Below are 24,161 nucleotides of genomic sequence, written 5' to 3'. Positions count from 1 at the left end.
TACCGCCTCTTAAGCCTGGGCCGAACCGGCGAACTGCTGCTTGAAGGCTTCAATAGCCTCGTTAGCTTCCGCCTTGATGTCATCGGTCCACTTCTTTTCCGTGCGCAGGTGCGCAAGGAGATCGCCGCGGGAAGCACGCACGAAGTCGAGCATCTCGCCACGGAAGCGAACGATGTCTTCGACCGCGATGTCGTCGAGGAAGCCATTGCCACCAGCATAGATGGCCAGAGCCTGCTCCTCGAAGGGCATCGGCACGTAACGACCCTGCTTCAGAAGCTCGGTCATACGGGCACCACGGTTCAGCTGATCCTGCGTAGCCTTGTCGAGGTCGCTACCGAACTGCGTAAATGCCTGCAGCTCGCGGTAGGAAGCAAGGTCGAGACGGAGCGAACCGGCAACCTGCTTCATGGCCTTCGTCTGAGCAGAACCGCCTACACGGGATACGGAGATACCCACGTTAATTGCAGGGCGCTGGCCCTGGAAGAACAGGTCGGTCTGCAAGAAGATCTGACCGTCGGTGATCGAAATCACGTTGGTAGGAATGTAGGCGGAAACGTCGCCAGCCTGGGTCTCGATGATCGGCAGAGCCGTGAGAGAGCCAGCACCGTTCTCGTCGTTCATCTTTACTGCACGCTCGAGCAGGCGAGAATGCAGGTAGAAAACGTCGCCAGGGTAAGCTTCGCGTCCCGGCGGGCGACGCAGCGTCAGCGACATCTGGCGGTAGGCGACAGCCTGCTTGGACAGGTCGTCGTAGATGCAGAGCACGTGGCCGCCAGGATTGTCCTTGCTGGCCGGCTTGCCGTCCTTGCCGTTGTACATGAAGTACTCGCCGATAGCAGCACCAGCCATGGGGGCGATGTACTGCAGCGGAGCGGAGTCGGAAGCGGTGGCGGAGACTACGATGGTGTAGTCCATGGCGCCATGCTTTTCCAGGGTCTCCACCAGACCCGCAACCGTGGAGGCCTTCTGGCCGATTGCCACGTAGATGCAGATCATGTCCTGACCCTTTTGGTTGATGATCGCGTCGATGGCGATAGCGGTCTTACCGGTCTGGCGGTCGCCAATGATAAGTTCGCGCTGACCGCGACCGATGGGGATCATCGAGTCGACAGCGAGGATACCCGTCTGCATGGGCTCGCACACAGGCTGACGAGCGATAACGCCGGGAGCCTTGAACTCCACGGGGCGCGTGCCCTCGGCCTCGATGGGGCCCTTGCCGTCGATGGGCATGCCCAGGGCGTTTACTACGCGCCCGAACATTCCGCGACCGACGGGGATTTCCACGATACGACCGGTGGTCTTCACCTGGTCGTTTTCCTTGATTGCGGTGACGTCACCCAGCAGAACGGCGCCTACTTCGTCCTCTTCGAGGTTCTGGGCCATACCGTAAACGGTCTGGCCGTTGGCCCCGGTGAACTCGAGCAGCTCGCCAGCCATCGCGCCCTTCAGGCCATCGATGCGGGCAATACCGTCGCCGACCTGAATGACCGTGCCAACCTCGCGAGATTCCACGCTCGTGTTCAGAGCGTCGAGCTGCTTGCGCAGTGCCTCGTCGATAGACTGTGCGGTGATTTCAGTCACTAGCATTCACCTCCATCAGTTTCTTTAAGCACACTGCGAGCGTTCGTGAGCATGGTGCGCATGCTTGCATCGATACGCTTGCCGTTTGCGTTCATGATGATGCCACCCAGGATGGAATCGTCGATGCTCTCCACGAGCACGATGGTTCCGCCCAGTTCGGCGGCAGCCTTGTCTTTGATAACCTGGCGCAGATGGTCGTCGAGGGCAACGCGCGTGGTCACGTCGATCACGTTCACGTTCAGCTTGTCGACAATCTGCTGGTTGAATGCGGCCCGGATACGGGCCAGGTCTTCCCAATCGCCACGTTCGGCCATAACGCCCAACACCGAAACCAGTTCAGGACGGCAGTCGGAAAAGACGTTCCTAATCAGCTCGCTGCGCTGCTCGACCGTGTATGCAAGATCCTGCATGGCATCGGTGAGCTCGACATGCGAACGATCGTAGGCAACGATCTGATCGAGCTGGGCACGTACGGCCATCACGGCGTCGAGACCACCGGCAGCCTGAGCGGCATCCAGAAGATTGGATGCGTAGACTTCGGCTTCGGCCTGGATGTCGTGACGATTAGTTGGCATTGAAACTACCCGCCTCGCTCACGTAGCGTTCGATCAGAGCGCGGTGCTCGTCGTCGGTCAGATCGTTGGCGATGAGCTTAGAAGCCACGGCAATCGACGTATCGGCGATAGAGCCCTGCAGTTCGGCGATGGCAGCCTTCTTTTCGGCCTCGATGGCAACCTGTGCCTTCGCGATCATTTCGGCAGCCTCGCGCTGAGCCTGAGCCGTGATGTCAGCCTTGGCGGCTTCACCAGCAGCTTTGGCATCGGCGACGATCTGCGAAGCCTGCGTCTTGGCCTGAGCAAGCTCCTGCTTGTACTCGGCCAGTACGCGCTCGCCTTCCTGACGTGCCTCTTCAGCCTGCTCAAGGTTTTCCTTGATGGTAGAGGCGCGCTTTTCCAGCATCTTATCGAACAGGGGCCAGCCGAACTTCGCCAGGATCACCCAGAGGATGACGAAGGCGATGAGCATGGGCACGAACTCGATAGGATCGGGCAGGATGGCCGCGATACCGCTCTTTTCTTCTGCGAACGCGACAGTGGGGACGCTGAGGACCGACGTAGCCAGCGCGAAAGCGCTTGCACCCGCCAGTACTTTGTTCGTCTTGAATTCCACTCTCTTGCTCCTTTCAGCCTTATTACGGCAGATGAATCCGTTATAAGGTTGAATTTACATAATGAACGTCAGCACGAAGCCGATGAGGGCCAGTGCCTCGGCCAGAGCAGCACCAATGATGAAGTTGGTGAAGATACGGCCGGCCAGTTCAGGCTGGCGGGCGGTAGCAACGCAGCAGCCGTAGGTGGCCACGCCGATGCCGATGCCAGGCCCAATGGCGCCGAGGCCATAGCCGACTACCTTAAGGGCGGCGATGGTGAAAATAGTTTCCACTTGTTCCTCCTTTGTTCGATTGCGAAACCGCTTCGCAATCAAGCTGATATGTATGATCTGCCGACTGTGTACCCGCCGACATAGATCCGGGATAGAAGGCTCGCGTGACGCCGCGAGCAGGCGGCCTAGTGAGCGCTCGTGGCAAGCGAGATGTACACCGCGGAAAGAATGGTGAACACGTACGCCTGCAGGAAGGCTACCAGAGTCTCAAGCGCATACATTGCGATGAGGAAAACGAACCACAGGGGCGAGATGACACCGGGAACGATGCCGCCACCCGCGATGGCCGACGTAAGGAAGATGCTGGATGCCAAAGCGAAGATGCCGAGCACCATGTGGCCAGCGAACATGTTGCCATAGAGTCGCACGGCCAGGGTGAGCAGACGCAGCACCAGCGAGATAAGCTCGAAGAACCAGATGATGGGAACCATCACCACGGGCAGGCCCGAAGGAGCGATGGACTTGATGTAACCCCAGCCACCCTTGGTCTTGATGCCGTAGTAGTTGAAGTAGACGAAGGCGATGAGAGACAACGCCCAGGTGTTGTTCAGCGTGCCCGTGGGGGTCTTGAAGCCCGGCACCAGGCCGATGAAGTTCGAAATGAGGATGAAGAAGAAAAGCGTGGCCAGGAAGGGAATGTGCTTCTCGTAGCCATGACCAATGGCGTTTTCGCCCATGTCGCGACGGACGAATTCGTAGCCATACTCAACCAGGTTGACGAACTTGCTGTTCGGAACGAGGGTGAGCTTCTTCGCGGCGGTGAGCACGAGAACGAGCACCAGCGCGAACACGATGACCATCCACAGCGTGAAGGTGGTCACAGGACCGAAGACGGTCTGAGATTGCAGGGATTCCTGAAGCTCAGGAACGGAATTTGCTAGCTGAGTAAGCGCGTCCACTATTTGCCTTTCCCTATTTCCCGCTTGATACGGCCTTCCAAATGCCGAAGCCGAGGGCGCAGACTACGATGCCGGCGACCTCTCCCCCGACAAAGGGAAGAACATTGCTACGACTGAGCACGATGCAGAGCACAGCCGAACCGAACAAAATGATGGATGAGCCGACAACCGCCAGCAGCAGAATGCTGGCATGAGAAAAATTAGACGTACTCGTGACCTTACGAGCGGCCGTAAGCGCGCCCCGCAGGGGCAGGAAGCCAAGGGCTCCCAGAATGACACCAAGGACGATAGGTAACGCCACGTCTACACTTTCTCGTCAGACTCAAAACAACGGTACGTATCATAACTAACTTTCGGATGTGACCCCGAAGAAAGCGTAAAAAACTGGATAAGTGAGCCGTATTTTCACAGAAATGCATAATATCGCCCGGAATGGGTTATGCATTACATGGGCCTTTCGAGAGCATGTATAAAGAAATGCATGAAAGATGCGCCCCAGCGGATGTGCTGGGGCGCATCTAGTCCATAAGGTTCACGTGCAATGAGGGCGCTAGTTCGCGCTTTCGTCATACACGCGCATCTTGATGCCCGACTCGGCAAGCAGTTCGGCGGAAAGATCGTCGGGATACGGGTTCTTGTACACGATCTCGCTAATGCCAGCGTTGATGAGCATCTTCGCGCACACCACGCACGGCTGGGTGGTGATGTAGATGCTTGCACCGGAAATGTCGATGCCATAGCGCGCCGCCTGGATGATGGCGTTCTGTTCGGCATGCAGGCCGCGGCAGATCTCGTGACGCTGTCCACTGGGAACGTTGAGCTGCTGACGCAAGCACCCCGTTTCCGAGCAATGGCGCAAGCCGCTGGGAACGCCATTGTAGCCCGTGGCCAGAATACGACGGTCCTTCACGATGAGCGCACCAACCGAACGGCGCAGGCACGTGGAACGCGTAGCCACCTCATCGGCGAGCGTCATGAAGTATTCGTCCCACGAAGGACGGTCGATACCCTGTTCCATTGCTTCCCCTGCCATTACGCCTCGGATATATTGCGAGCATTATACTCCCCCATACGACATATAGAAGAGCATTCACACTTCCGAAAACCCACCGACATAAAAAGAGATGGCCGACGTATGCCGGCCACCCCAGAACGTAACTATGCGTTTTGGCTTAGAAGTCGAGTTCTGGATAGAGCGGATGCGCATCAATGATGGCCTGCACGCGCTCGCGCGTAGCAGCCAGCGCGGCGGAATCGTCGCGCGCGAAAGCGAACACAGCGTCGGCGATGCAGGAACCGATGGTGTAGAACTCTTCCTCGTTCAGGCCACGCGTGGTGCCCGCAGCCGTGCCAACGCGGATACCGCTGGTGACGAACGGGGAACGCGTCTCGTTGGGGATGGTGTTCTTGTTCACCGTAAGGCCAACTTCCTCGAGCACGCGCTCGGCATCCTTACCCGTGACATCGGCGGGCGTAAGGTCGACCAGGCACAGATGGTTGTCGGTGCCACCGGAAACCAGGCGAAGGCCGCCATCCGTCATGCCGCGACCCATAGCCGCGCAGTTCACAACCACATTATGGATGTAGGTCTTGAATTCGGGCTTCAGAGCCTCGCCGAAGGCAACGGCCTTGCCGGCGATAACGTGCATGAGCGGGCCGCCCTGCGTACCGGGGAACACCGCGCTGTTGATCTTCTTGGCCAGGGCCTCGTCGTTGGTGAGGATCAGGCCGCCGCGAGGACCGCGCAGCGTCTTGTGCGTGGTAGAGGTAACGATGTCGGCATAGGGCACGGGGCTGGGATGCTCGCCCGCGGCAACCAGGCCGGCAATGTGAGCCATGTCGACCATGAGGTAGGCGCCCACGCCATGGGCAATCTGAGCCAGGCGCTCGAAATCGATGATGCGCGGATAGGCGCTCGCGCCAGCAACGATGACCTGGGGCTTCACCTCTTCGGCCTGAGCCTGGAGCGCGTCGTAGTCGATGCGCTCGTCTTCGCCCACGCCATAGGCTTCCACGTGATACAGCTTGCCCGAGAAATTCACGGGCGAACCATGCGTGAGGTGGCCGCCGTTATCGAGGCTCATGCCCAGAATGGTGTCACCCGGCTTGATGATGGCAGCATACGCAGCGTAGTTGGCCTGAGCGCCAGAGTGAGGCTGCACGTTGGCGAACTTGGCGCCGAAGAGCTCCTTCGCACGGTCGCGCGCCAGGTCTTCGACGATGTCGACCTTCTCGCAGCCGCCATAGTAACGCTTGCCCGGATAGCCTTCAGCGTACTTGTTGGTGAGCACGCTGCCCATGGCCTCCATTACCGCAGGTGAAACGATATTCTCGCTAGCAATGAGCTCGATGGTACCACGCTGACGCGACAGCTCTTCGCTGATGGCGGCAGCAACTTGCGGATCAGTCTTGTCAATAAACTGAAATGGCATGGCGTTCCTTTCGCTCGAAGTAGTATGCGTGCCATGCTAGCACTCCCGCGGCGATTAGGAACCCCCGATATCGGCTACTACACATAGACAGTGATGGCAGCGGGACACAAGATAAGAAGCGTGGGGCGAATTAATCGAGGCTCATGATTTTTTCCACGCGACCAGCATGGCGACCGCCGCCAAATTCCGTGGAGAGGAAAGCGTCGAGAATCTCGCAATTCGTCTCAAAGCTCACGAAGCGACCGGAAAGCGTAATGACGTTCGCATCATTATGCTCGCGACACAGGGCCGCGAACTGGGGCGTAATGATGTTGGCAGCGCGAATGCCTGCCACCTTGTCGGCAGCCAGGGCCATGCCGATGCCCGTGCCGCACACCAGGACGCCACGCGCGGCTTCGCCCGCGGCGACATCCTGGGCAACGGGAAGCGCAAAGTCGGGATAATCGACGCGATCGGCGCTATCGCAGCCCCTATCGAGCACCGTGTGGCCCTGCTGCTGCAGGTATGCCTTCAGCTGTTCCTTCTGCTCGAACCCGGCGTGATCGGAGCCCATCGAGATAACCATGTGCGCTTTCCCTTCGTTTATGCCATGCATTCGGCATGCATACATCCGTTTACGGCGCCATTATAGGCACGCGCGGTATACTACTACCAGCATTACGACAAAACAGGAAGGTATCAACATGACTGTGCTCGAAGAATTCGGCCCGCGCGTAACCGTCGTCGACCACCCCATGGTGCTCCACAAGCTTTCGATTCTGCGCAGCAAGGACACGCCCTGCAGCCAATTCCGCACGCTCGTGAAAGAGCTTTCCCTGTTCGAGGGCTACGAAGCCACGCGTGACCTCACCCTGGAAGAGGTCGAGGTGGAAACGCCCATCTGCAAGACCACCTGCTATCACGTTGATGCGGGCCACGACGTCGCCATCGTGCCCATTCTGCGCGCTGGCCTGGGCATGGTCGACGGCATGCTCGAGCTCATCCCCTCGGCCCACATTGGCCACCTGGGCATGTACCGCGACCCGGAAACGCACGTGCCGCACGTGTACTATGGCAAGCTGCCCAGCGACATCGCCAGCCGCTACGTGCTCATCGTCGACCCCATGCTCGCCACGGGCGGTTCTTCCATCGACGCCATCCGCTACCTGCGCGAACAGGGCGTCAAGCAGCTGAAGCTGATGGTGCTCGTAGCCGCACCCGAAGGCCTGCGCGCCGTGCTCGACGCCGACCCCGACGTGCAGATCTACACCTGCGCCGTAGACGAGTGCCTGAACGACGACGCCTACATCGTGCCCGGCCTGGGCGATGCCGGCGACCGCATCTTCGGCACGAAGTAAACCGCGTGCCATACGCAAGCAACGAAGGGGAAACGCGTTTGGCGCTTCCCCTTCGTTATTGAGGAGCAGCATTTGAAGGCGGAGCAAAAGAAACAGGCAAAACGAGGACGCATGGCGTGGGGCGTAGCATCCACCCTGCTCGGCGCAGCGCTATGGGGCTTCTCGGGCACGTGCTCCCAATACCTACTCGAAAACTACGCCATATCGACCCTGTTCGTCACCGCCATCCGCATGGTAGCTTCGGGCGCCCTTTTCGCCATCGCCATCGTATTGGGGCGTCGCACGAGCGCACGAGAGCTCCTCCACGACCCCAAGGCGCTCATCCACATTCTCTTCTTTGGCGTATTCGGCCTGTTTGCAAGCCAAATAACGTACATCATTGCCATCGCCTACACCAACGCGGGCACCGCAACCGTGCTCCAAAGCGCCAACATCGTCATGGTCATGCTCTACACGTGCCTCACGCGATGGCGGGCACCTCGCATACCCGAAGCCATCGGGCTCGTTTGCGCAGTGGCCGCAACAGTCATCATCGCCACGCAGGGAGATGTGGGTACCATTCACCTACCCGCTTTGGGCTTGATATGGGGTTTGGGAAGCGCCGTTGCCGCAGCCATTTGCGCCATCGCGCCGCAGCGACTCTATCCGCGCTATGGCAGCTTCACCGTAATCGGATTGGGCATGGTCACGGGCAGCTTCGCATCGCTTGCGCTCTGGATTGCAGCATTTGCCTTCCCGGAACTCGACGTCATTGCAAGTAGCGGAAACGCCATGGGAAGCGCCTTACTCCCCCAGCTTGACGTCGTTGCCATAGGCCTCATCGCCATCATAGTGATGCTGGGAACATTCGCGGCATATTTCCTGTTCCTGCACGGCATGTCGGTAGTAGGCGCCGTTCGCGGAAGCCAGCTAGGAGCCATCGAGCCCGTAAGCGCAACCGCATGCTCGGCTATCCTTACGGCGACCGCCTTCAGCGGATACGATTGGATCGGCCTTGCCCTGATGGTAGCAACCATTCTGCTCGTCGCCACGAAGGGCAAGGACAAGATGTCCCGGGAAAGCTAGCCCAAAGCGCTACGATGCGGGCTCGAGTTGCTCGGCGCCAATGTCTGCTTCGACGTCTTTCAGGTTATTCATCGCCTCATCTAGATGCGCTCGAGCCGCTTCCTTCTGCTCATCGGAAAGGTACTGCGACGAGTCAATGGTTTCCCTCAGGCTCTCGATGGAGCCTTCCTCCAAGATGACCGAGACGTCAATCGATCTCACCTCGTCACGCGCTGGGTCTTCCGCAGCCTGCTGGCTATACGCAGAGGAGTTCACGGTCTCGGGAGGATCAATGAGGTAAAGCGACCAGAGTATGCCGCCAAACAAGAGCACCACGACAAACGCGATGTTCATGATGTCACGCGGCACGCGTGCGAGCCATCGCTCCATAAGCGGATACACGAACCATGCGATGATGGAGGCGGCCACGCCAAAGGCAAGGGCATTCTGCAAGCACACCTGCCCCATGATGTTGCCGAAGTTGTCGCTGTAGTTCCACAGCTGCAGATCGGCGTTGACGATGAGGCCCATGCTGAACTCGATGAGCGAGCACACGAGCGCATTGACCACGAAGCTGATGGCATACGGAACCAGGCGGTTCTTGAACTTACCCTTCAACCAAACGAGCAGTGGATAGAGCGCCAAGGCAATGATGACCACCGCCGCGCCCTCCATGGGATACGGATACAGCCAATCACGCCAAAGCATGGTATTCGTGGGGTCGTACTCGCCTTGCACCAATCCGAGGCGAATGAACTGGCACATGCCAGCCTCCATCCAGTGTCCCAGCACCGAGAACACCACGAAGTACATGATGAGGTTGCGCACGAACGGCCAACCGCGCCGATTGATGACGAACTCCTCCTTCGGCGCTTCCGTACGATTGGGCGTGAGGTCGTTGACGAGCACTGCCTTCGCACGCTTCGACAGGGCGAAATACAAGATGAGGAAGATGTAGAAGAGCGACGAGCTAATGAGCATGGAAAGGGAGAACGTGCCCGACGCAATGCTGGCGATTGCCGGAACAATCATGGCAAGGACCGCCATGCCTATCACGAATGGACGCGCTATCTTGTAGCGGTTCACGAACAGCCAGAACGCCACGCCCTCGAGAATCACCATAATCCATTCGAGGATGGTCGCGGAACTGTAAACCACGGTATCGCGCGACGACAGAATAAGCGCCAGCAGGGTAAACACGATGTGAATGGCGAAGAGCACCTGAACCACGCGAATGAACCCGAGCTTATTCGGCGCGCTGAACTTGATGGCCTGATAAGCCTGATGCGCCGATTTGGTTGCAGCCTTGTGGTCGGCATTCGCCTTCTTGCGCGCAGCGCGCTCCCGAGCACGCGCCTCTTTAGCGGCCGCGCGATCGCCCGCGCGTTCCGCCCTGAAGCTTTCCCGCCTGGCTTCCTCCGCTTCGACATCGGATTCCATGGCCACACCAGCCATGGCAACCGCCTCGGCAGCATCGAGCTGGGCACCGCGCGTAATCCGTGCGCGGTCGGCACGACCCGTTACGTACTCGTCGTTGACGGAACTCTCGGCACCCTCGGCCATAAGGCATCCCCCTCCGATGAACCCAATTTCAACCAGAAATGATGGTTCAATGATATCAAAAGGGATTACTCAGGCCCGAACATGTCATTCAACGGTTTGATTCGTCCTGGTGCGTTCGATGCACGACTTCCAGCCACTGAGCAGCTGGGCACGCCGAGCGGCATCCATCTGGGAAGAGTACACGTTCTCGATGACGCGCTTGCTGCGAATCTCGTCCATATCCTTCCAGAAACCCGTATGCAGGCCAGCCAGGAACGCCGCACCCGCCGCCGTGGTTTCCGCATTCGCGGGACGAACGAGCCTGCAGCCCAGGATGTCGGCCTGGAACTGCATGAGGAAGTCATTGCGCGCGGCGCCACCGTCAACGGCCAACGTTTCCACGCGCACACCCGCGTCGGCAACCATGCTGGTCATGAGGTCGCTCACCTGATACGCCAGCGCCTCGAGCGCGGCGCGCACGATATGCGCGCGATTCGCACCCCGCGTAAGCCCGTAGATTGCCCCACGCGCCTGGGCATCCCAATAGGGAGCGCCCAGGCCCGTAAACGCAGGCACGATATAGACGCCCGCGGTGTCGGGCACGCTGCGCGCCAACTGCTCGCTTTCCGAGGCGGAGCCAATCATCTTCAGCTCGTCGCGCAGCCATTGGATGAGCGCACCCGCCATGAACACGCTACCCTCGAGCGCATACTCCAGGCCCGAAATGCCAGGCTCGCTGGCGGCAATCGTCGTAACCAGGTTGTTCTTCGAGCGAATGGCCTCGTTGCCCGTGTGCATGAGCAAAAAGCATCCCGTACCGTAGGTGTTCTTCGCATCGCCCGGGCGCGTGCAGCACTGCCCGAACAGGGCCGACTGCTGGTCGCCCGCCACACCGCAGATGGGAATGCCCGCAGGAATGGAGGGAAACGAAAACGAACGCGCACATGAAGCCGCAGGCACGCTACCAGCCGTAACGCCAAAATGCGACGACGAGGGACGCACCTCGGGAAGCATGGCCATGGGCACATTGAAGAGCTCGCAGAGCCAATCGCACCATTCACCTGCATGAATGTCGAAGAGCATGGTGCGGCTGGCGTTCGTGTAATCGGTTGCGTGCACGACGCCGCCCGTAAGGTTCCAAATGAGCCACGTATCGATGGTTCCGAACAGGATATCGCCGGCACAGGCCGCCTCGCGCGCGCCCGGCACATTATCGAGCAACCACGCAATCTTGCTCGCCGAAAAATACGCATCGGGAATGAGTCCCGTGGCGTCGGTGATGCGCTCGCGCAGAGCGGGGTCAGCGCAAAGCTCTTCGATGATGGGCGCCGTACGGCGGCATTGCCACACAATAGCAGGGGCAATGGGTTCGCCCGTGCGACGATCCCACAGCACCGTGGTCTCGCGCTGATTGGTAATGCCGATGGCATTCACGTCGCTCGGTTGCACGGCAAAGGCATCCATGACGTCATGCAGCACCGAAAGCTGCGTCGAAAGTATTTCGAGCGCATCGTGCTCTACCCAACCAGGCTGGGGATAATGCTGCATGAAGGTCATCTGGTACACGCCGCGCACGATGCAATCGCGGTCGACAAGGAGGGCGCGGGACGACGTGGTGCCCTGGTCCAGCGCGATAACGTACTTGCTCACAGACGCTCCTCCAGCCAATCCAGCACGTCGGCGTATACCAACTCGTGGGCGGGCTCGTTCAAGATCTCGTGGCGCATGCCCTCGTACAGGCGCACCTCCACATCGGAGTGATCGGACGCGATCAGCGCCGCAGCAGCGTTCCTCACGCCCTTGCCCATATCTCCCACGGGATCGCACGAACCCGAGACGAACAAGATGGGGAGCTCGGAGGGAATGCCATGCAGGCACCCCGAAGAAGATGCTTCAAGCACGAGAGAAAGCAGAGAGGCATAGCCACCCGCGGAAAACATCGCACCGCACGCGGGGTCGTCGGCATAGCGCTTCACGCATTCTTCCGACGTGTTAAGCCAAGCCAACGGAGAGGTAGCATCCGGAATGCGCTTCGCGTAGGACCCAACGGCAATGTTATGAAGAAACCGGCTGCGATAATCCCATCCACTTGCTCGCGCGATAAGTCGGGAAAGGCGCTCGCCGGCAAACGCAACGGGACGCGGCTGGTCGCCCGATCCGCACAGGATAAGCCCCGCCAAACCCGCACCATGGCGGCCTGCATAGCAGCGCGCGATGAAACTGCCCATGGAATGGCCAAACAGCACGTAAGGGATGCCGGGGAAGCGATCCTGCGCAATGCGACGCAGCGCATCCACGTCGGAGATCATGATGTCGTTGCCGCCAACGGGCAGTTCTCCCAGTTCGCTCACGTGCAGCACACTCTTGCCATGGCCAATATGATCGTTGCCGAACACCACGTATCCGCTCGCGGCAAGCATGCGGGCAAAATCGTCGTAACGCTCGATATGCTCTACCATGCCATGCGCAATCTGCACGATAGCGCGCGGCGCACCCGCGGGCGCCCACACAAGGGCGCGAATGCGCGTCTCGCCATCGGAGGAATCGAAGTAGAACTCCTCTCGCTTGATGGCTTCCTTAACCTGCTCCACCTGTCCCTCTTCCTGCATGGGGTCCTCCTTGCAACTACAGGTAGCCTATTGGTCGGCTTTCGCCGTTTTCACCTTAATTTCAACCGTGCCCTGACGCACGATGCGGGGGGCACCCCCCGTGCAGTCCACCACCGTGGACGCAACACCGCTTGCACGCACCGAACCGCTCACGACCACGGCAGCGCCCGATACGATAGCAGGCGAAAGGGCCGATGCGCTTGCGGGGGCATCCTCCCCCGACACATTCGCGGACGTCGTGGCAAGCGGACAGCCCACGAGGTCCATAAGCTGCCGCGAAACCGCACTATTGGGCATGCGCAATGCAATGGTGCCCTGAGCCGACTGATACGCCTGCGGCACGGCATCGCTTGCACGCACGATAAGCGTAAGCGCACCCGGCCAATGACGTTGTACCAGGTCATAAGCATATTCGGGAACGCTTTCGCCATAGACGCCTAGGTCATGCACGCCACGCACGAGCCATGCCACGGGCTTGTTCGCAGGGCGGCGCTTTATACGATAGAGCTCTTCGGGCGACGAAGCATGCTCCACCGCCACCCCCAAGCCAAAGACGGTATCGGTAGGAAACGCAACGGCCTTACCAGCACGCAATGCAGCCGCGGCCTTCGCCACGTCAGTGCTCTTGGCGCATGCCTCATCGCGGGCACCCTCCCCCGCGCTTTCCGCGGCAGAGTCCAAAGCAAACTCGTTCACAATGCATTGGGCCACGCGCATGCCGTCGGCCGCAGCAGAGACAATACCGCCGGCATATCCCGCGCCTTCGCCACAGGGATATACGCCCGTCGCCCCTGCCCGATCGCGCGACGCCTCCGTCCCTAGAAATGCCTGGCAATCGTTGCCACGACACATGCGCACGGGCGAAGACGACCTGGTTTCGGGAGCCGTCATAACGGCCTGGGACGCGGCAAACCCATGCAGGCGTGTCTCCATCTGGGGAAGCGCATCGGCAAGGGTTTCGCACACGAAAGCGGGTAGCACATTTTGCAGCTGCGCTTGCACCACGCCACGTGCGTACGTTGGCTGCACGCTTGAGCAACCCGCACCCTTCGAGGCGGGACGATGCATGCTGGCCAGGAAATCGCCCACCGTCTGAGCGGGGGCAGAATAGGGGGCACCACCCGCTTCCACGGCAACGCGAAACGCACGCTGCTCAACCTCGCGCTGCAGATACATGCCCGCAAGCGGATCGCTCGAGCCAAAATCCGCTGGATCGACGTTCACGAGCAGCGCAGCATTGGCGTTGCTCCCATCGCGCGCACGCTCGCTCATGCCGTTGGTGACAACTGAATGCTCCTCGCTTGCCGCGGGAACCACCGTGCCGCCAGGGCACATGCAAAACGTATACGCACTGCGGCGCTTATTCACGTGAATGGCCATCTTGTAATCGGCTGCGCGATTGCGCAACGCGGGGTGACTAGCCGCTGAACCCCACTGCGACTGGTTGATCAGAGCCTGAGGATGCTCGATGCGCACACCCATGGAAAAGGGCTTCTGCTCCATGAACAAACCCCATGCACGAATCGCCTCGAACGTGTCGCGCGCCGAATGGCCGCAGGCCACCACCATGCGCGTTGCGGGCACCACCGAACGCTCGCCGGTGCGCACATCTTCCAAAACGGCTTCGCACAGCCTTCCTTCTGCAAAGCGCGCGTCCACCAATTGCGTACCAAAGCGCACCTCGCCACCCAAATCGATAATGCGCTCGCGCAATGAGCGAACAACCCCGGGCAGCACATCGCTGCCGATATGGGGCTTCGCATCCCACAGGATGTCCTGGGGCGCACCCGCCTCCACGAACCACTGCAGGGCATACGGTGTGAGGGGATGCTTGGTGTTCGTGGTGAGCTTGCCATCCGAAAACGTGCCTGCACCACCTTCGCCAAACTGGATATTGGTATGTACGTCGAGCGGCGCGCCTTCATTGAACGCATTCACGATTCGCATGCGTTCTTCCACAGCATCGCCCCGCTCCACGAGCAGCGGGCGCAAGCCGGCATGCGCCAGATAGAGCGCACAGAAAAGCCCCGCAGGACCCGCGCCCACCACCAGGGGGCGCGATTCGTCCGAAACACTCAGCTGGGGGAATGCAAGTGGAGCGGGTTCGCAATACGGCTGAGCCTTCCCATCTTGCACGGCAGCAGCCTCCGCTTGCTCACTCCGCAGGCGCACGCATGCCGTCACGGTAAAGTGCACATCGGTCTTCTTGCGGGCATCGATGCTGCGCCGCAACGTGCGCACCCAAAGCACTTGGCCAGGAGAAACGCCCAGTTTCTTCGCCACGGCGCGTACGAGCGCGCCTTCCGTAAACGGGGCATCGCCCCGCGTCTGCCGCTCGTCATCGAGCGAGCATCGTACGTTGGGAACCCTGATCATCGCACACTCGCCGCCTCTCCAGCGACAATGCCGCTCACCCATGCCCAGTGCAGGTTGTAGCCACCACAAGGGGCATCCACATCGAGTGCTTCGCCGCAAACGTACAGCCCAGGCTGACCGGCAACCTCCATGGTTTCGGGGCGTACCGCCTCCACGGCAACGCCACCCCGATGCACCTGACAAAGTCGCTCGTCCCCCAACCCCTTCACCACAAGGGGAAACGCCTTCAACGTGCGAGCCAGCAGGGCAACGCCGTCCTGGCTCATGGGACCACGCCCCTTCAGGCCCGCAGCATGCAACACCGCATGCGCAACTTCGGGCAGGAGCATGCCCACGCAGAATTCCTCCGCCGTGCACGGCTCCATGACGCCAAGGCGACGCTGCAGCAGCGCTTCGGCGGAATCGCCTTCGCATGCAGGCAGGAAATCGATGGCAATGACGTCGCCCGGCCGCACGAGACGAGACAGGTTGAAGGCGGCAATGCCGGAAACACCGTACTCGCGAAACGTGACTTCCCCCTCTTCGCGCACATCGCCCGATTGAAGCGCGCACTTCACGCGCACCTTATCGAGGCCAGCGATGGGGGCAACATCGGTGGCAAGGGGCCCAAGCACGGGCACTGAGGGATGCACCTTCACCGTAGCGGGCAACACCGACGTAGGAGCGTCGCCGCCCGCGCAATACACCACACTGCGTGCCTGCAGCTGCATGGCCTGGGCATGCGCGCGGGCGGCGGCAAGATCGCGCGCCGTAACGCGCTTGCTCGTCTGCGGCAGCTGCATACGATCATAGGCGACCTGCCACGCGTCACCATACGGAAGCACGCTCGTTACGCTGCACCCTAGCTCGATGCGAACGCCCGCGCGCTGCGCCGCAAGAAGCAGCGCATCCACGACCGACGTTGCCTTGTTGGCCTGGGGATACAATCGGCCCTCGGATTCCTGTCGCAGCACCAGGCCGCAGCTTTCCAAAAACGCCAGCGCTCGTTCGGGAGAGCAGGCGCGAAATGCCTGCTCGACAAAGCATTCGTTGCGATACAAGCCCGCATGCGTATGCGCATTCGCAATGTTGCAGCGCCCATCGCCCGTACGCTTGATGGAGCGCCCGTGTTCGTAATCGCACTCCAACACAACGACGCTACGTCCCGCGCGCGCCGCCGTAATAGCGGCAGCAAGGCCCGAGGCCCCGCCACCGACAATGCATATATCAACTCGTTCAGATTTCATGGCATCGATGATACCGCATACGTACATGGACGACGCGCCTCAGCACGCCCCTTCCCCAAGGGAACACGCCTTGTCTGCATGCAATGCAAAAGCCCGCCACTCGCAGGGAGCGGCGGGCTTCAAATCCAAGAGGCGAAACGCCTAGAGCTCGGCCTTCCACAAACCATGCAGGTTGCAGTATTCGTAGACCGCGACGGGAACATCGTCGTCGGCGACGACAAACGATGCCGCAGGCTTCATGCCGGGCTTGAGCGGAGCGAACTGATACCCCTTCTGCGTTTCCAGGCAGATGAAGGTAATGTAATGCTCCTCGAGCATGGGATGCTCCACCTCGCCCACAACGACATCGATTTGCGGGCCATTCACCGTAACCATGGGAACGTGCTTTTCCTTGGCGGCGTCGACGGTATTCGCCGTGAGTTCTTCCATCTTCTGACCGCAGCAGGAAAGCGGCGCACCCGAATCGTAGGGCTTCACGGCAATATTGCCGCACTTGGCGCATTTGTAGAAAGCAAGGGCCATGGTTCCTCCTTCTCCGACACCATGTACATGGGAATCATGCTAGCGCATGCAAATTGTCGTTTGAAAGGAGGCTACGGACGCGTTACTAAACTGAGACGCACGGCTTCGCCATGCAGACGCTACGCTTCAGGGGAACCCTGCACGTCTTCCGCCTCGTCCTTGGCTTCGGGATGCCCCTGCTGAGGCAGGTGCGTTCGAGAAACCCAGATGAGCATGCAGACGCCCGCAATAATGAGCGGCAGCGAGAGCACCTGGCCCATGGTAAGCCAGTTCGTGCCCAGAAGATATCCCAGCTGCTCGTCGGGCAGGCGCACGAATTCCACCAAGAAGCGGAACACCCCGTACAGCAGCATGAACACGCCCAGGAACGTGCCACGGGAACGCGGGGGCGTCTTGCGCGAAAGGGCAAACAGGATGATGAACAGCAGCACGCCCTCCAGCAGGGCTTCGTACAGCTGCGAAGGATGACGCGGCACGGAACCAGCCGCGCCGCCAAACACGACGGCCCACGGCAGGTCGGTAGGGGCACCCCATAGCTCGCCATTGATGAAATTTGCGCAGCGACCGCAGAACAAACCAATGGGAGCAGCGATGCAACCCAGGTCGGCAAGCGTGGTATACGGAATGCCGCAGATCTTCGCCGCCACGATACCGGAAAGCAGCGCGCCAATCAGGCCGCCATGGAAGCTCATGCCGCCCTGGGAAAACGCCAGAATCTCGAAGGGATGGGTCAGGTAGTAGCCATCGCCATAGAACAGCACGTAGCCCAAACGCGCGCCGAAAAAAACGCCCACGACCACGCAGATGAGGATGGTGGACAAGTCGTCGGACGTAACGCGCACGCCCCAGCGCTTCGCCGTACGGGAAATGACCAGCGCCGCAAAGAAAAAGCCGACGACATAGGCAAGGCCATACCAGCGCACGGATAGGGGCCCCAGCGTGAAAGCCACGGGGTCGAGCATGTGATAGAGATCGTTGAGCATTGTGTTTCCCGGGGACGCAACGCGACCCGCAGGCCGCGTCTATCGATTAGACGTCTCGCAGCCGCCCATGCCCGCATTCATCTTGCGCGCAGCAGCCGCTATACCTGAACGCATGTCCTGAGGTATGGGCGAAAGCGTGGTGACCTTCGTTCCGCACTTCGGACACTTCAGCGTGAACAATGCGCGTTCGGAGCTGAGCACCATGACGGAGCAATAGTCATGCAAGTCGAAATCGGTTGAACCGCATGTTTCGCATGTCACTACCGTCGCCATACACCCTCGCCCCCGCGCATCTAAGCTTCTGGACTAACGTTCCACTCGATTGTAGCAGAACATATCCGCACATCCGCAGCTAGGTTAGGGAAGCGTCACCGAGACGGGATGCGCGCTAGATTCCAAGAGAAAGCTGGCCCGAGGAAGTTGCGAAGAGGCTGCGCTGATCGGCATCGGTTATCTCGTCGTCGGGACCAATCGTTCCGATAAGCAGCGGCGAAGCGGGGTCGTGCGCCGCATAATTTCGCGCAGCCGCAGCGTGGCTCTTGTTGGCATAGCAATAACGACAGCCATTGGGGCATGTCTCATAGGCGCCGATATCGCGGCTCGGATAGCACCCGCAGCCTTCCCTAAGCCCCGGGTGCTTCAGCTTGCGAAACGCAAGATGATTAGCTTGACCTAGGATGTCGAGGGTCGTGCACCCCGACCGGTGAATCCCATAGTGGCTCCAGCTTTCCTTGGTCGCACACGTCTGCACCCATAGTCCGCGGCGGTGGGCAATTTCCCCAATGCCACGCGCAAGCCGCTCTTTGTCGGCGTCCGACACTTCCTGCAACTCGGGCATATTCGTCTCGAGCTTCTTATAGCGCTCGACGAAACTGAAAATGCAGCGATCAACATGCCCCGCTAGCCGACCGGAAAGATACTCAAACGTCTCAAGATGGCGCTCGACCGAATACGCGGGCGTTACGAGCACCGGATCGTAGCGCCAGGCAATGCGCCGCGCACCCACGATACGCTCGAGGCGCAGCAGCGTCTCGACGCTCTCTTCTATAGAAGGAACGCCTGGTTCGATATCGCGCCCGTAGGCGGTAATGGTGTAGTGGAAATAGGTGGGATAATGCTCGGTAATCGAAGGGAGCCCCGCAAGAAGCGGGGCGTAATTCTTCGAGCAGAACATCACAAGGTCTATCTGCTTGGGATTCAGTGCATAGCGCGTCACCTTGTGCGGAAAAAGCGGGTTACGCACCATCACATAGCCTTCCGCAAAGCGATTGAGCAGCCATTGCGCATAATACTGAGGTATGTCGGTGCGCGCACCCGTGTTTAAAATCACATCTTCGCCCTTCCGCAGAGCATTGTAGCCTCTACGACCCTACAGGCTCATCACCGACTGACGGAATCGATCAAGTTTCCCAGCCCTGGCATCTTCCACAAGACGAGAGAGCTGCGCAAGCAGACGCTCGCGGTCATCGGGCAGATGCCCGCGAATCGGTTCAGGAAGCGTAACATGTTCGGCCTTGAATATGGTGGCTATTTCCAGGCAGGCAACGAAACCGCACGTTACGATGCGCATGCGATACCATGACCAGGAAAGACGAAGAAAGCGAGATTCATGGCCAAGCATACGCTGCAACATACAAACGAGCCCGCATCGCAGGAGCACGCCATTCCCGCATCGGGACACCTGCGCCTGCTCATTACGCTCGACGTACTTGTCGCGCTGCTCGCCCTTGGCGCTTGGATTTCCATGATCGCCGGCCTCGACGGAGGCGTCCTCTCGTTCGCGGGGTTCAGGAGCCTGCGCTACTTCACCGTGCCCTCTAACATACTCGCGGCGCTCTGCTGCGCTCTCTGCGCGATCTTCGAGATCCGCATGCTCTCGAAAGCCCAGGCATCCTTCCCCACCGCACTCCACGTTCTGCGTTTCATTAGCGTAAACGGGATTATGCTCACCTTTATGGTCGTTATGCTCTACCTTGGCCCAGCCCTTGGCTATTCCGCAGTCCTTACTGGTGGCAACCTGTTCCTCCATCTTGTCGTTCCACTTTGCGCCCTTGCGACCCTCTTGCTCGCGCAAAGCGGCAAAGCGCTGTCGGCACCCCAAGTGCCCCTTGGACTTATCCCAGCGCTCGCCTATGCCACCTTCTACGCAGCGAACATCCTCATGAATGGCCTAAGCTTCGGCATAGAGGGCACCGACTGGTACAACTTCACCATATACGGCACCGTTTCCCTGCCCGTGTCATACGCTATCATTACCGCATTCTGCCTCGCTCTCGCCTATGCGCTCTGGTTCGCGAGTGGCGGACCGACGCAGGCACGTTGTTCACGGTAGGGACCAACCGCCACATGGTTTTACGGCTTGCAGCGGACACCGGCTCGGCAAGGTTGCCCCTCTCGCGAACGAACCGGCGGCGCCGGTCGGGAACCATATGACCAGCCTGGCAGCAAATGCCCGTCGATTCTTTTAGTACGTTCTTCCGATCGGGCATCGATGGGACCGCACCAGGGCACAACCCGCTCGCCCATCCAAAGCCGGGTCGGGATTGCCCCTTGGGGGCACTCTGAAAGCTAATAAAGAAAAGCGCTGTACTTGGGGCTCCTTCGGCGAGGAGGAAGCGAAGCTTCCGACAAACGCCGAAGGAACCCCAAGCAGCGCCAGTAAATGCATGAAGCAGCGAGCGCACGAGCGTAGGTTTCGGCCCATGCAGGGCCGAAACCACGCGAGCAGCGAAGCGGGTGCCCCAAGGGGCAATCCCGACCCGGCCCCACGACGAGTTACAACCCAAACATGCGACTCCTAAAACCTCGCGCGCAAAGAACGAGGGCAACAAAAAAAGCCGCCGGCGATGCCAGCGGCTTTAGGTTCGCAAAGGCGATGGGTTATTCGGCAGGAACAACCTTAACGACGCCGGGAACGCGATCCTTCAGGATGCGCTCGATGCCGTTGGCAAGCGTCATCTGAGACATGGGGCAACCATGGCAGGCACCCTGCAGCTCGACAACAACGGTGCCGTCTTCCTGCACGTCCACCAGGCTCACGTCGCCACCGTCGGCCTGAAGGCTGGGGCGGATAAGCTCGAGCACTGCGGCTACATCTTCACGATTAGGCATAGGAATCTCCTTCTGTAATCTCATTATGCTAGGCGCATTCTACCATAGCGCGGTAGAAGCGCAATCAACGGTTAGCTGTCGTTGCGCCAGGATATGCGGACGGGCTAATTCGCCACCCAGTCTTTGCCGATAACGATCAAAATGTCGCTGCTGAACGAGTAATACGCGCTCGCCGAGCTCACACGACCACACCCCAGCACGTTCACGAGGTTCTTCGCGGCATCGGCCATATCATCGGACGAATAGATGATAAGCGTCTCGTCATACACGTACGTTTCGGTATTGCCCGTTTCGGAAACGGTGTACCCCGCCGCCGTAACCTCGTTGGCGGTCGTGCTAGCAGCACCCGTGATGCCCGCGCCATTGCGCACGGATACGGTAATGCCCGTGGGGTCGACATCGGCCAGCGTTTCCTCGGCATTGGGGTCACCGCCCGCGTCTACCGTCTGCATGAGCGTGGAAAGCGAGCTACTGGACACCGAGAAGGTGGAGCCATCGGAAGACGTGGAACCAGGAACGCAACCCCCATACACCGTAACGCCATTCAGTGAAACGGCTTTCGCCAAAGACGCCAGGTCGCTTGCCGACAGGTCCGTCTGGAAGTCGGAAGCGATAGTATCGAGCGTAAGGACCGATTCCAAGCTAGAACCGCCCAGAGCCTTCTGCAGCAACGCGGAAAACACGTCTTGCTGTACCTGTGCCTGAACGCTTTCGGGGTCGGAGTAATTGCGCGCACGGCATACGAACAGAGCCGTTTCGCCATCGAGCGACGTTTCGCCCGCAGGGAGCCACTTCGTTCCCACGCGCGGGTCGTCGACTTCTTCGGGAAGCGTTATGGTGACGCCGCCCAATTCGTCCACGAGCGTCTCGAACGAGCTCGCGCCAATCTTCGCGAAATGGGAAATCTTAACGCCCATCAGCGAAGACACCTGCGAGATAAGCTCGGCGTCACCGCCAATGGAAGACGCCTGGGACAGCGTATGCGTATTGCCGTCGGACATAGAAGCCGTGAAGTTGGACGGAATGGACACGAACGTGACCACGCTGCTCTGCGGATCGACGCGCATGAGCATGAGCAGGTCGGACGAATCGGATTCTTCGCCGGGCTTCGCAAACTCGCCCACGATAAGCGTGTAATACGGGTCGGTATCAGCAGACACACTGGTAAGCGCGTTCAGCGTATCGCTGTCGGAAATGCGCATCTGTCCGTCGATAGACGTGGCATACACGAACCGGGAAACGGAAACGACCGCAACGATGGCCACGACGACAACCGCCAGGAAGCCAAGCACGCGACGGCGGCGCCTGCGGCGCATGTTCGCCTCGACATAGTCACGCCTATGTGACCTGCGCGAATAATCGCGATGAGACTCGCTCGTGCGCGTATGCGGCACCACATGGCTAATCTCGCCACGCACGGCACGCTGGGCACCACGCTGGTTGCCGAAGTTCACGTTGGTGCGTGCAGCGCGGCGCGAATTCGCAGCAGCATGCGTGCCGATGACGGAACTATTCACCGCGCGGGCGCGCTTGCGCAGTCGTTTCTGCTCGCGGCTCATGGGGGCCTACAATTCCTCGATGGTGGTGCGCTCTACGCGGGCACCCAAGCTGGAAAGTTTGCCCACATAGTCCTCGTAACCGCGGTCGATGTGGGAAATCTTACGCACGATGGTCTCGCCCTCGGCAATAAGCCCCGCAAGCACCAGCGCACCGCCTGCACGCAGGTCGGTGGATACCACCGGCGCACCCTGCAGCCCCTTCACGCCATGCACGAGCGCATGATGATCGTCGATAACGACGTCGGCACCCATACGAGACAGTTCCGAAGCGAACATGAAGCGATTCTCGAACACGTTTTCCGTAATGACGGAGTTGCCTTCCGCCAACGCCGCAAGCAGCATGAACTGCGCCTGCAGGTCGGTGGGAAAACCCGGATGCGGAAGCGTCTGGATGTCGACCGAACGCAGTGGTTGCGTGCGGCTGATAGTAATGGAGTCTTCAGCGGTTTCGACCGTGCAACCCATGGCACGCAGCTTCATGATTGCCATGCGCAGGAAGGACGGGTCGACGCCCTCTACGGTAAGCGGACCACCCATGAGAGCGCCGCCCACCAGGAACGTACCAGCCTCGATGCGATCGCCCACCGTAGTGTGCTCGCAAGGATGCATGCTGGAAAGCGGCACGCCCGTGATGGTGATGACCGACGTTCCTGCACCGCTGACCTTGGCGCCCATGGCGTTGAGCATGTTTGCCAGGTCTTCGATCTCGGGTTCGCACGCAGCGTTGTCGATAGTGGTTTCGCCTTCGGCCACAACAGCGGCCATCATGGTATTCTCGGTTGCACCCACGCTGGGGAAATCGAGCACGATACTGCCACCATGCAGGCCTTCGGGCGTGGTAGCCACCAAGTAGCCATGCTCAACCTCGAAATGAACGCCAAGCTGCTCGAGCCCCACCAGGTGCATATCGATCTTGCGGGCGCCAATCTGGCAGCCGCCCGGCATGGCCACGTGGGCGCGGCCAAAGCGACCGATGAGCGGGCCAAGCACAGAAATGCTAGCGCGCATCTTGCTCACGAGCTCGTACGGCGTTTCGTACGAATTGACCGTAGAGGTATCTATGGTAAGGACATGGCCCTCACGATGAACGGAAGCGCCCAGCGTTTCGAGCACTTCGCTCATGATGACGATATCCGAAATAAGCGGGACATTATGAATGGTGCTTTCGCCCTGGCCCAGAAGCGACGCGGCGATGAGCTTGAGCGCCGAGTTCTTCGCGCCCGACACGCGCACCGTACCCGTAAGGTTTTCGCTTTCGCGAACGATGATTACTTCTTCCGACATACACCGTTCCTTCGCAGTATCTTCTTCTCTCATTATCTCTTGCCTGAGTGATTATAGCGAGATTGCACGTGGCGCAACCCACCCGTTACAGAATGCGCAGAGGTTGGGCATTGCCACAGCCGCAATGAAAGCCGCACATAAGACGATATGAGCAGGACACGACAAGGGAAGCCCCTCCTGCATGAATATCGCGCGGATTAGGCCGACAATGTG

25 protein-coding genes are annotated in these 24,161 nt (G+C 59.8%); 3 read left to right on the top strand and 22 right to left on the bottom strand.

Annotated elements, in window-relative coordinates; translation table 11 throughout:
* Positions 1 to 9: 9 nt before the first annotated feature.
* From atpA to rpiB, 9 genes are all read right to left on the bottom strand, one after another.
* Positions 10 to 1,587: a F0F1 ATP synthase subunit alpha gene (gene atpA, locus E7002_RS07050; protein ID WP_303728161.1), complete on the bottom strand. Its 1,578-nt coding sequence runs from the start codon at positions 1,585 to 1,587 to the stop codon at positions 10 to 12.
* Positions 1,581 to 2,156, bottom strand: coding sequence for a FoF1 ATP synthase subunit delta (locus E7002_RS07045; protein WP_303728160.1), 576 nt, complete (start codon positions 2,154 to 2,156; stop codon positions 1,581 to 1,583). The genes atpA and E7002_RS07045 overlap by 7 nt, the downstream gene beginning before the upstream one ends.
* Positions 2,146 to 2,703, bottom strand: coding sequence for a F0F1 ATP synthase subunit B (atpF, locus tag E7002_RS07040; protein ID WP_240480641.1), 558 nt, complete (start codon positions 2,701 to 2,703; stop codon positions 2,146 to 2,148). Before atpF ends, E7002_RS07045 begins: the two co-directional genes overlap by 11 nt.
* Positions 2,704 to 2,805: 102 nt before the next feature.
* Entirely contained in the window at positions 2,806 to 3,024 is a 219-nt protein-coding gene (atpE, locus tag E7002_RS07035) for an ATP synthase F0 subunit C (protein ID WP_066663772.1), read from the bottom strand.
* Positions 3,025 to 3,149: 125 nt separating this feature from the next.
* Complete coding sequence (gene atpB / locus E7002_RS07030; protein WP_303728159.1) at positions 3,150 to 3,923, bottom strand: F0F1 ATP synthase subunit A; 774 nt, start codon at positions 3,921 to 3,923, stop codon at positions 3,150 to 3,152.
* Positions 3,924 to 3,936: 13 nt separating this feature from the next.
* Complete coding sequence (locus tag E7002_RS07025) at positions 3,937 to 4,224, bottom strand: hypothetical protein (protein WP_066663778.1); 288 nt, start codon at positions 4,222 to 4,224, stop codon at positions 3,937 to 3,939.
* A gap of 249 nt (positions 4,225 to 4,473) precedes the next feature.
* A complete protein-coding gene (locus E7002_RS07020; protein WP_303728158.1) occupies positions 4,474 to 4,941 on the bottom strand; it encodes a cytidine/deoxycytidylate deaminase family protein in 468 nt (155 codons plus the stop codon).
* A gap of 154 nt (positions 4,942 to 5,095) precedes the next feature.
* Complete coding sequence (gene glyA / locus E7002_RS07015) at positions 5,096 to 6,355, bottom strand: serine hydroxymethyltransferase (RefSeq protein ID WP_303728156.1); 1,260 nt, start codon at positions 6,353 to 6,355, stop codon at positions 5,096 to 5,098.
* A gap of 130 nt (positions 6,356 to 6,485) precedes the next feature.
* A complete protein-coding gene (gene rpiB / locus E7002_RS07010; protein ID WP_303728154.1) occupies positions 6,486 to 6,920 on the bottom strand; it encodes a ribose 5-phosphate isomerase B in 435 nt (144 codons plus the stop codon).
* 118 nt (positions 6,921 to 7,038) lie between these two features.
* Between rpiB and upp the strand changes: the two genes are divergently transcribed.
* Positions 7,039 to 7,692: a uracil phosphoribosyltransferase gene (gene upp / locus E7002_RS07005; RefSeq protein WP_303728153.1), complete on the top strand. Its 654-nt coding sequence runs from the start codon at positions 7,039 to 7,041 to the stop codon at positions 7,690 to 7,692.
* A gap of 111 nt (positions 7,693 to 7,803) precedes the next feature.
* Positions 7,804 to 8,757, top strand: a complete 954-nt coding sequence (locus E7002_RS07000) for a DMT family transporter (protein WP_303728152.1) — start codon at positions 7,804 to 7,806, stop codon at positions 8,755 to 8,757.
* Positions 8,758 to 8,766: 9 nt separating this feature from the next.
* Here E7002_RS07000 and E7002_RS06995 read toward each other — a convergent pair whose 3' ends face one another.
* The 10 genes from E7002_RS06995 to E7002_RS06950 all read right to left on the bottom strand — a co-directional run bounded on the left by E7002_RS06995 (position 8,767) and on the right by E7002_RS06950 (position 19,564).
* Positions 8,767 to 10,299, bottom strand: a complete 1,533-nt coding sequence (locus E7002_RS06995) for a putative ABC transporter permease (RefSeq protein WP_303728151.1) — start codon at positions 10,297 to 10,299, stop codon at positions 8,767 to 8,769.
* 84 nt (positions 10,300 to 10,383) lie between these two features.
* Positions 10,384 to 11,928, bottom strand: a complete 1,545-nt coding sequence (gene glpK, locus E7002_RS06990) for a glycerol kinase GlpK (RefSeq protein ID WP_303728150.1) — start codon at positions 11,926 to 11,928, stop codon at positions 10,384 to 10,386.
* A complete protein-coding gene (locus tag E7002_RS06985) occupies positions 11,925 to 12,887 on the bottom strand; it encodes an alpha/beta hydrolase (protein WP_303728149.1) in 963 nt (320 codons plus the stop codon). The genes glpK and E7002_RS06985 overlap by 4 nt, the downstream gene beginning before the upstream one ends.
* A 27-nt stretch (positions 12,888 to 12,914) precedes the next feature.
* The gene (locus tag E7002_RS06980) at positions 12,915 to 15,263 is read right to left on the bottom strand and encodes an L-threonylcarbamoyladenylate synthase (RefSeq protein WP_303728148.1); all 2,349 of its coding nucleotides are present in this window, start codon (positions 15,261 to 15,263) and stop codon (positions 12,915 to 12,917) included.
* The gene (locus E7002_RS06975; protein ID WP_303728147.1) at positions 15,260 to 16,516 is read right to left on the bottom strand and encodes an aminoacetone oxidase family FAD-binding enzyme; all 1,257 of its coding nucleotides are present in this window, start codon (positions 16,514 to 16,516) and stop codon (positions 15,260 to 15,262) included. The genes E7002_RS06980 and E7002_RS06975 overlap by 4 nt, the downstream gene beginning before the upstream one ends.
* A gap of 114 nt (positions 16,517 to 16,630) precedes the next feature.
* Positions 16,631 to 17,011, bottom strand: a complete 381-nt coding sequence (locus E7002_RS06970) for a desulfoferrodoxin family protein (RefSeq protein WP_303728145.1) — start codon at positions 17,009 to 17,011, stop codon at positions 16,631 to 16,633.
* A 119-nt stretch (positions 17,012 to 17,130) separates the two neighbouring features.
* The gene (lgt, locus tag E7002_RS06965) at positions 17,131 to 17,994 is read right to left on the bottom strand and encodes a prolipoprotein diacylglyceryl transferase (RefSeq protein WP_303728144.1); all 864 of its coding nucleotides are present in this window, start codon (positions 17,992 to 17,994) and stop codon (positions 17,131 to 17,133) included.
* A gap of 39 nt (positions 17,995 to 18,033) precedes the next feature.
* The gene (locus E7002_RS06960) at positions 18,034 to 18,255 is read right to left on the bottom strand and encodes a UDP-N-acetylmuramoylalanyl-D-glutamate--2,6-diaminopimelate ligase (protein ID WP_303728143.1); all 222 of its coding nucleotides are present in this window, start codon (positions 18,253 to 18,255) and stop codon (positions 18,034 to 18,036) included.
* A gap of 127 nt (positions 18,256 to 18,382) precedes the next feature.
* Positions 18,383 to 19,324 carry a DUF1848 domain-containing protein gene (locus tag E7002_RS06955; protein ID WP_303728142.1) on the bottom strand — a complete coding sequence of 314 codons (942 nt, stop codon included), beginning with the start codon at positions 19,322 to 19,324 and terminating at the stop codon, positions 18,383 to 18,385.
* 39 nt (positions 19,325 to 19,363) lie between these two features.
* Positions 19,364 to 19,564, bottom strand: coding sequence for a hypothetical protein (locus E7002_RS06950; RefSeq protein WP_303728140.1), 201 nt, complete (start codon positions 19,562 to 19,564; stop codon positions 19,364 to 19,366).
* 39 nt (positions 19,565 to 19,603) lie between these two features.
* Here E7002_RS06950 and E7002_RS06945 point away from each other — a divergent pair, with 39 nt between their 5' ends.
* On the top strand, positions 19,604 to 20,326 hold the full coding sequence (locus E7002_RS06945; protein ID WP_303728139.1) for a hypothetical protein: 723 nt from the start codon (positions 19,604 to 19,606) through the stop codon (positions 20,324 to 20,326).
* Between the two features lie 548 nt (positions 20,327 to 20,874).
* Here E7002_RS06945 and E7002_RS06940 read toward each other — a convergent pair.
* The 3 genes from E7002_RS06940 to murA form a co-directional block, all read right to left on the bottom strand.
* Positions 20,875 to 21,105 carry a NifU family protein gene (locus tag E7002_RS06940; protein WP_066663823.1) on the bottom strand — a complete coding sequence of 77 codons (231 nt, stop codon included), beginning with the start codon at positions 21,103 to 21,105 and terminating at the stop codon, positions 20,875 to 20,877.
* Between the two features lie 104 nt (positions 21,106 to 21,209).
* Positions 21,210 to 22,664 carry an LCP family protein gene (locus E7002_RS06935; protein ID WP_303728138.1) on the bottom strand — a complete coding sequence of 485 codons (1,455 nt, stop codon included), beginning with the start codon at positions 22,662 to 22,664 and terminating at the stop codon, positions 21,210 to 21,212.
* Between the two features lie 6 nt (positions 22,665 to 22,670).
* Positions 22,671 to 23,948 (bottom strand): UDP-N-acetylglucosamine 1-carboxyvinyltransferase, encoded by a 1,278-nt coding sequence (murA, locus tag E7002_RS06930; protein ID WP_303728137.1) that lies wholly within the window; start codon positions 23,946 to 23,948, stop codon positions 22,671 to 22,673.
* Positions 23,949 to 24,161: the final 213 nt, after the last annotated feature.

Origin of the sequence: Denitrobacterium detoxificans (assembly GCF_015062615.1) — a bacterium.
Taxonomy (GTDB): domain Bacteria; phylum Actinomycetota; class Coriobacteriia; order Coriobacteriales; family Eggerthellaceae; genus Denitrobacterium; species Denitrobacterium detoxificans_A.
The sequence above is the reverse complement of the archived record's forward strand: the minus strand, read 5'-3'. Positions and strand labels throughout refer to the sequence as shown.

Bases quoted from the DNA above. Each gene is read 5' to 3' on its own strand.
- atpA (WP_303728161.1), bottom strand. From the start codon at position 1,587: ATGCTAGTGACTGAAATCACCGCACAGTCTATCGACGAGGCACTGCGC.
- E7002_RS07045 (WP_303728160.1), bottom strand. From the start codon at position 2,156: ATGCCAACTAATCGTCACGACATCCAGGCCGAAGCCGAAGTCTACGCA.
- E7002_RS07020 (WP_303728158.1), bottom strand. From the start codon at position 4,941: ATGGAACAGGGTATCGACCGTCCTTCGTGGGACGAATACTTCATGACG.
- glyA (WP_303728156.1), bottom strand. From the start codon at position 6,355: ATGCCATTTCAGTTTATTGACAAGACTGATCCGCAAGTTGCTGCCGCC.
- rpiB (WP_303728154.1), bottom strand. From the start codon at position 6,920: ATGGTTATCTCGATGGGCTCCGATCACGCCGGGTTCGAGCAGAAGGAA.
- upp (WP_303728153.1), top strand. From the start codon at position 7,039: ATGACTGTGCTCGAAGAATTCGGCCCGCGCGTAACCGTCGTCGACCAC.
- E7002_RS07000 (WP_303728152.1), top strand. From the start codon at position 7,804: ATGGCGTGGGGCGTAGCATCCACCCTGCTCGGCGCAGCGCTATGGGGC.
- E7002_RS06995 (WP_303728151.1), bottom strand. From the start codon at position 10,299: ATGGCCGAGGGTGCCGAGAGTTCCGTCAACGACGAGTACGTAACGGGT.
- E7002_RS06985 (WP_303728149.1), bottom strand. From the start codon at position 12,887: ATGCAGGAAGAGGGACAGGTGGAGCAGGTTAAGGAAGCCATCAAGCGA.
- E7002_RS06980 (WP_303728148.1), bottom strand. From the start codon at position 15,263: ATGATCAGGGTTCCCAACGTACGATGCTCGCTCGATGACGAGCGGCAG.
- E7002_RS06975 (WP_303728147.1), bottom strand. From the start codon at position 16,516: ATGTACGTATGCGGTATCATCGATGCCATGAAATCTGAACGAGTTGAT.
- E7002_RS06970 (WP_303728145.1), bottom strand. From the start codon at position 17,011: ATGGCCCTTGCTTTCTACAAATGCGCCAAGTGCGGCAATATTGCCGTG.
- lgt (WP_303728144.1), bottom strand. From the start codon at position 17,994: ATGCTCAACGATCTCTATCACATGCTCGACCCCGTGGCTTTCACGCTG.
- E7002_RS06950 (WP_303728140.1), bottom strand. From the start codon at position 19,564: ATGCGCATCGTAACGTGCGGTTTCGTTGCCTGCCTGGAAATAGCCACC.
- E7002_RS06945 (WP_303728139.1), top strand. From the start codon at position 19,604: ATGGCCAAGCATACGCTGCAACATACAAACGAGCCCGCATCGCAGGAG.
- E7002_RS06940 (WP_066663823.1), bottom strand. From the start codon at position 21,105: ATGCCTAATCGTGAAGATGTAGCCGCAGTGCTCGAGCTTATCCGCCCC.
- E7002_RS06935 (WP_303728138.1), bottom strand. From the start codon at position 22,664: ATGAGCCGCGAGCAGAAACGACTGCGCAAGCGCGCCCGCGCGGTGAAT.
- murA (WP_303728137.1), bottom strand. From the start codon at position 23,948: ATGTCGGAAGAAGTAATCATCGTTCGCGAAAGCGAAAACCTTACGGGT.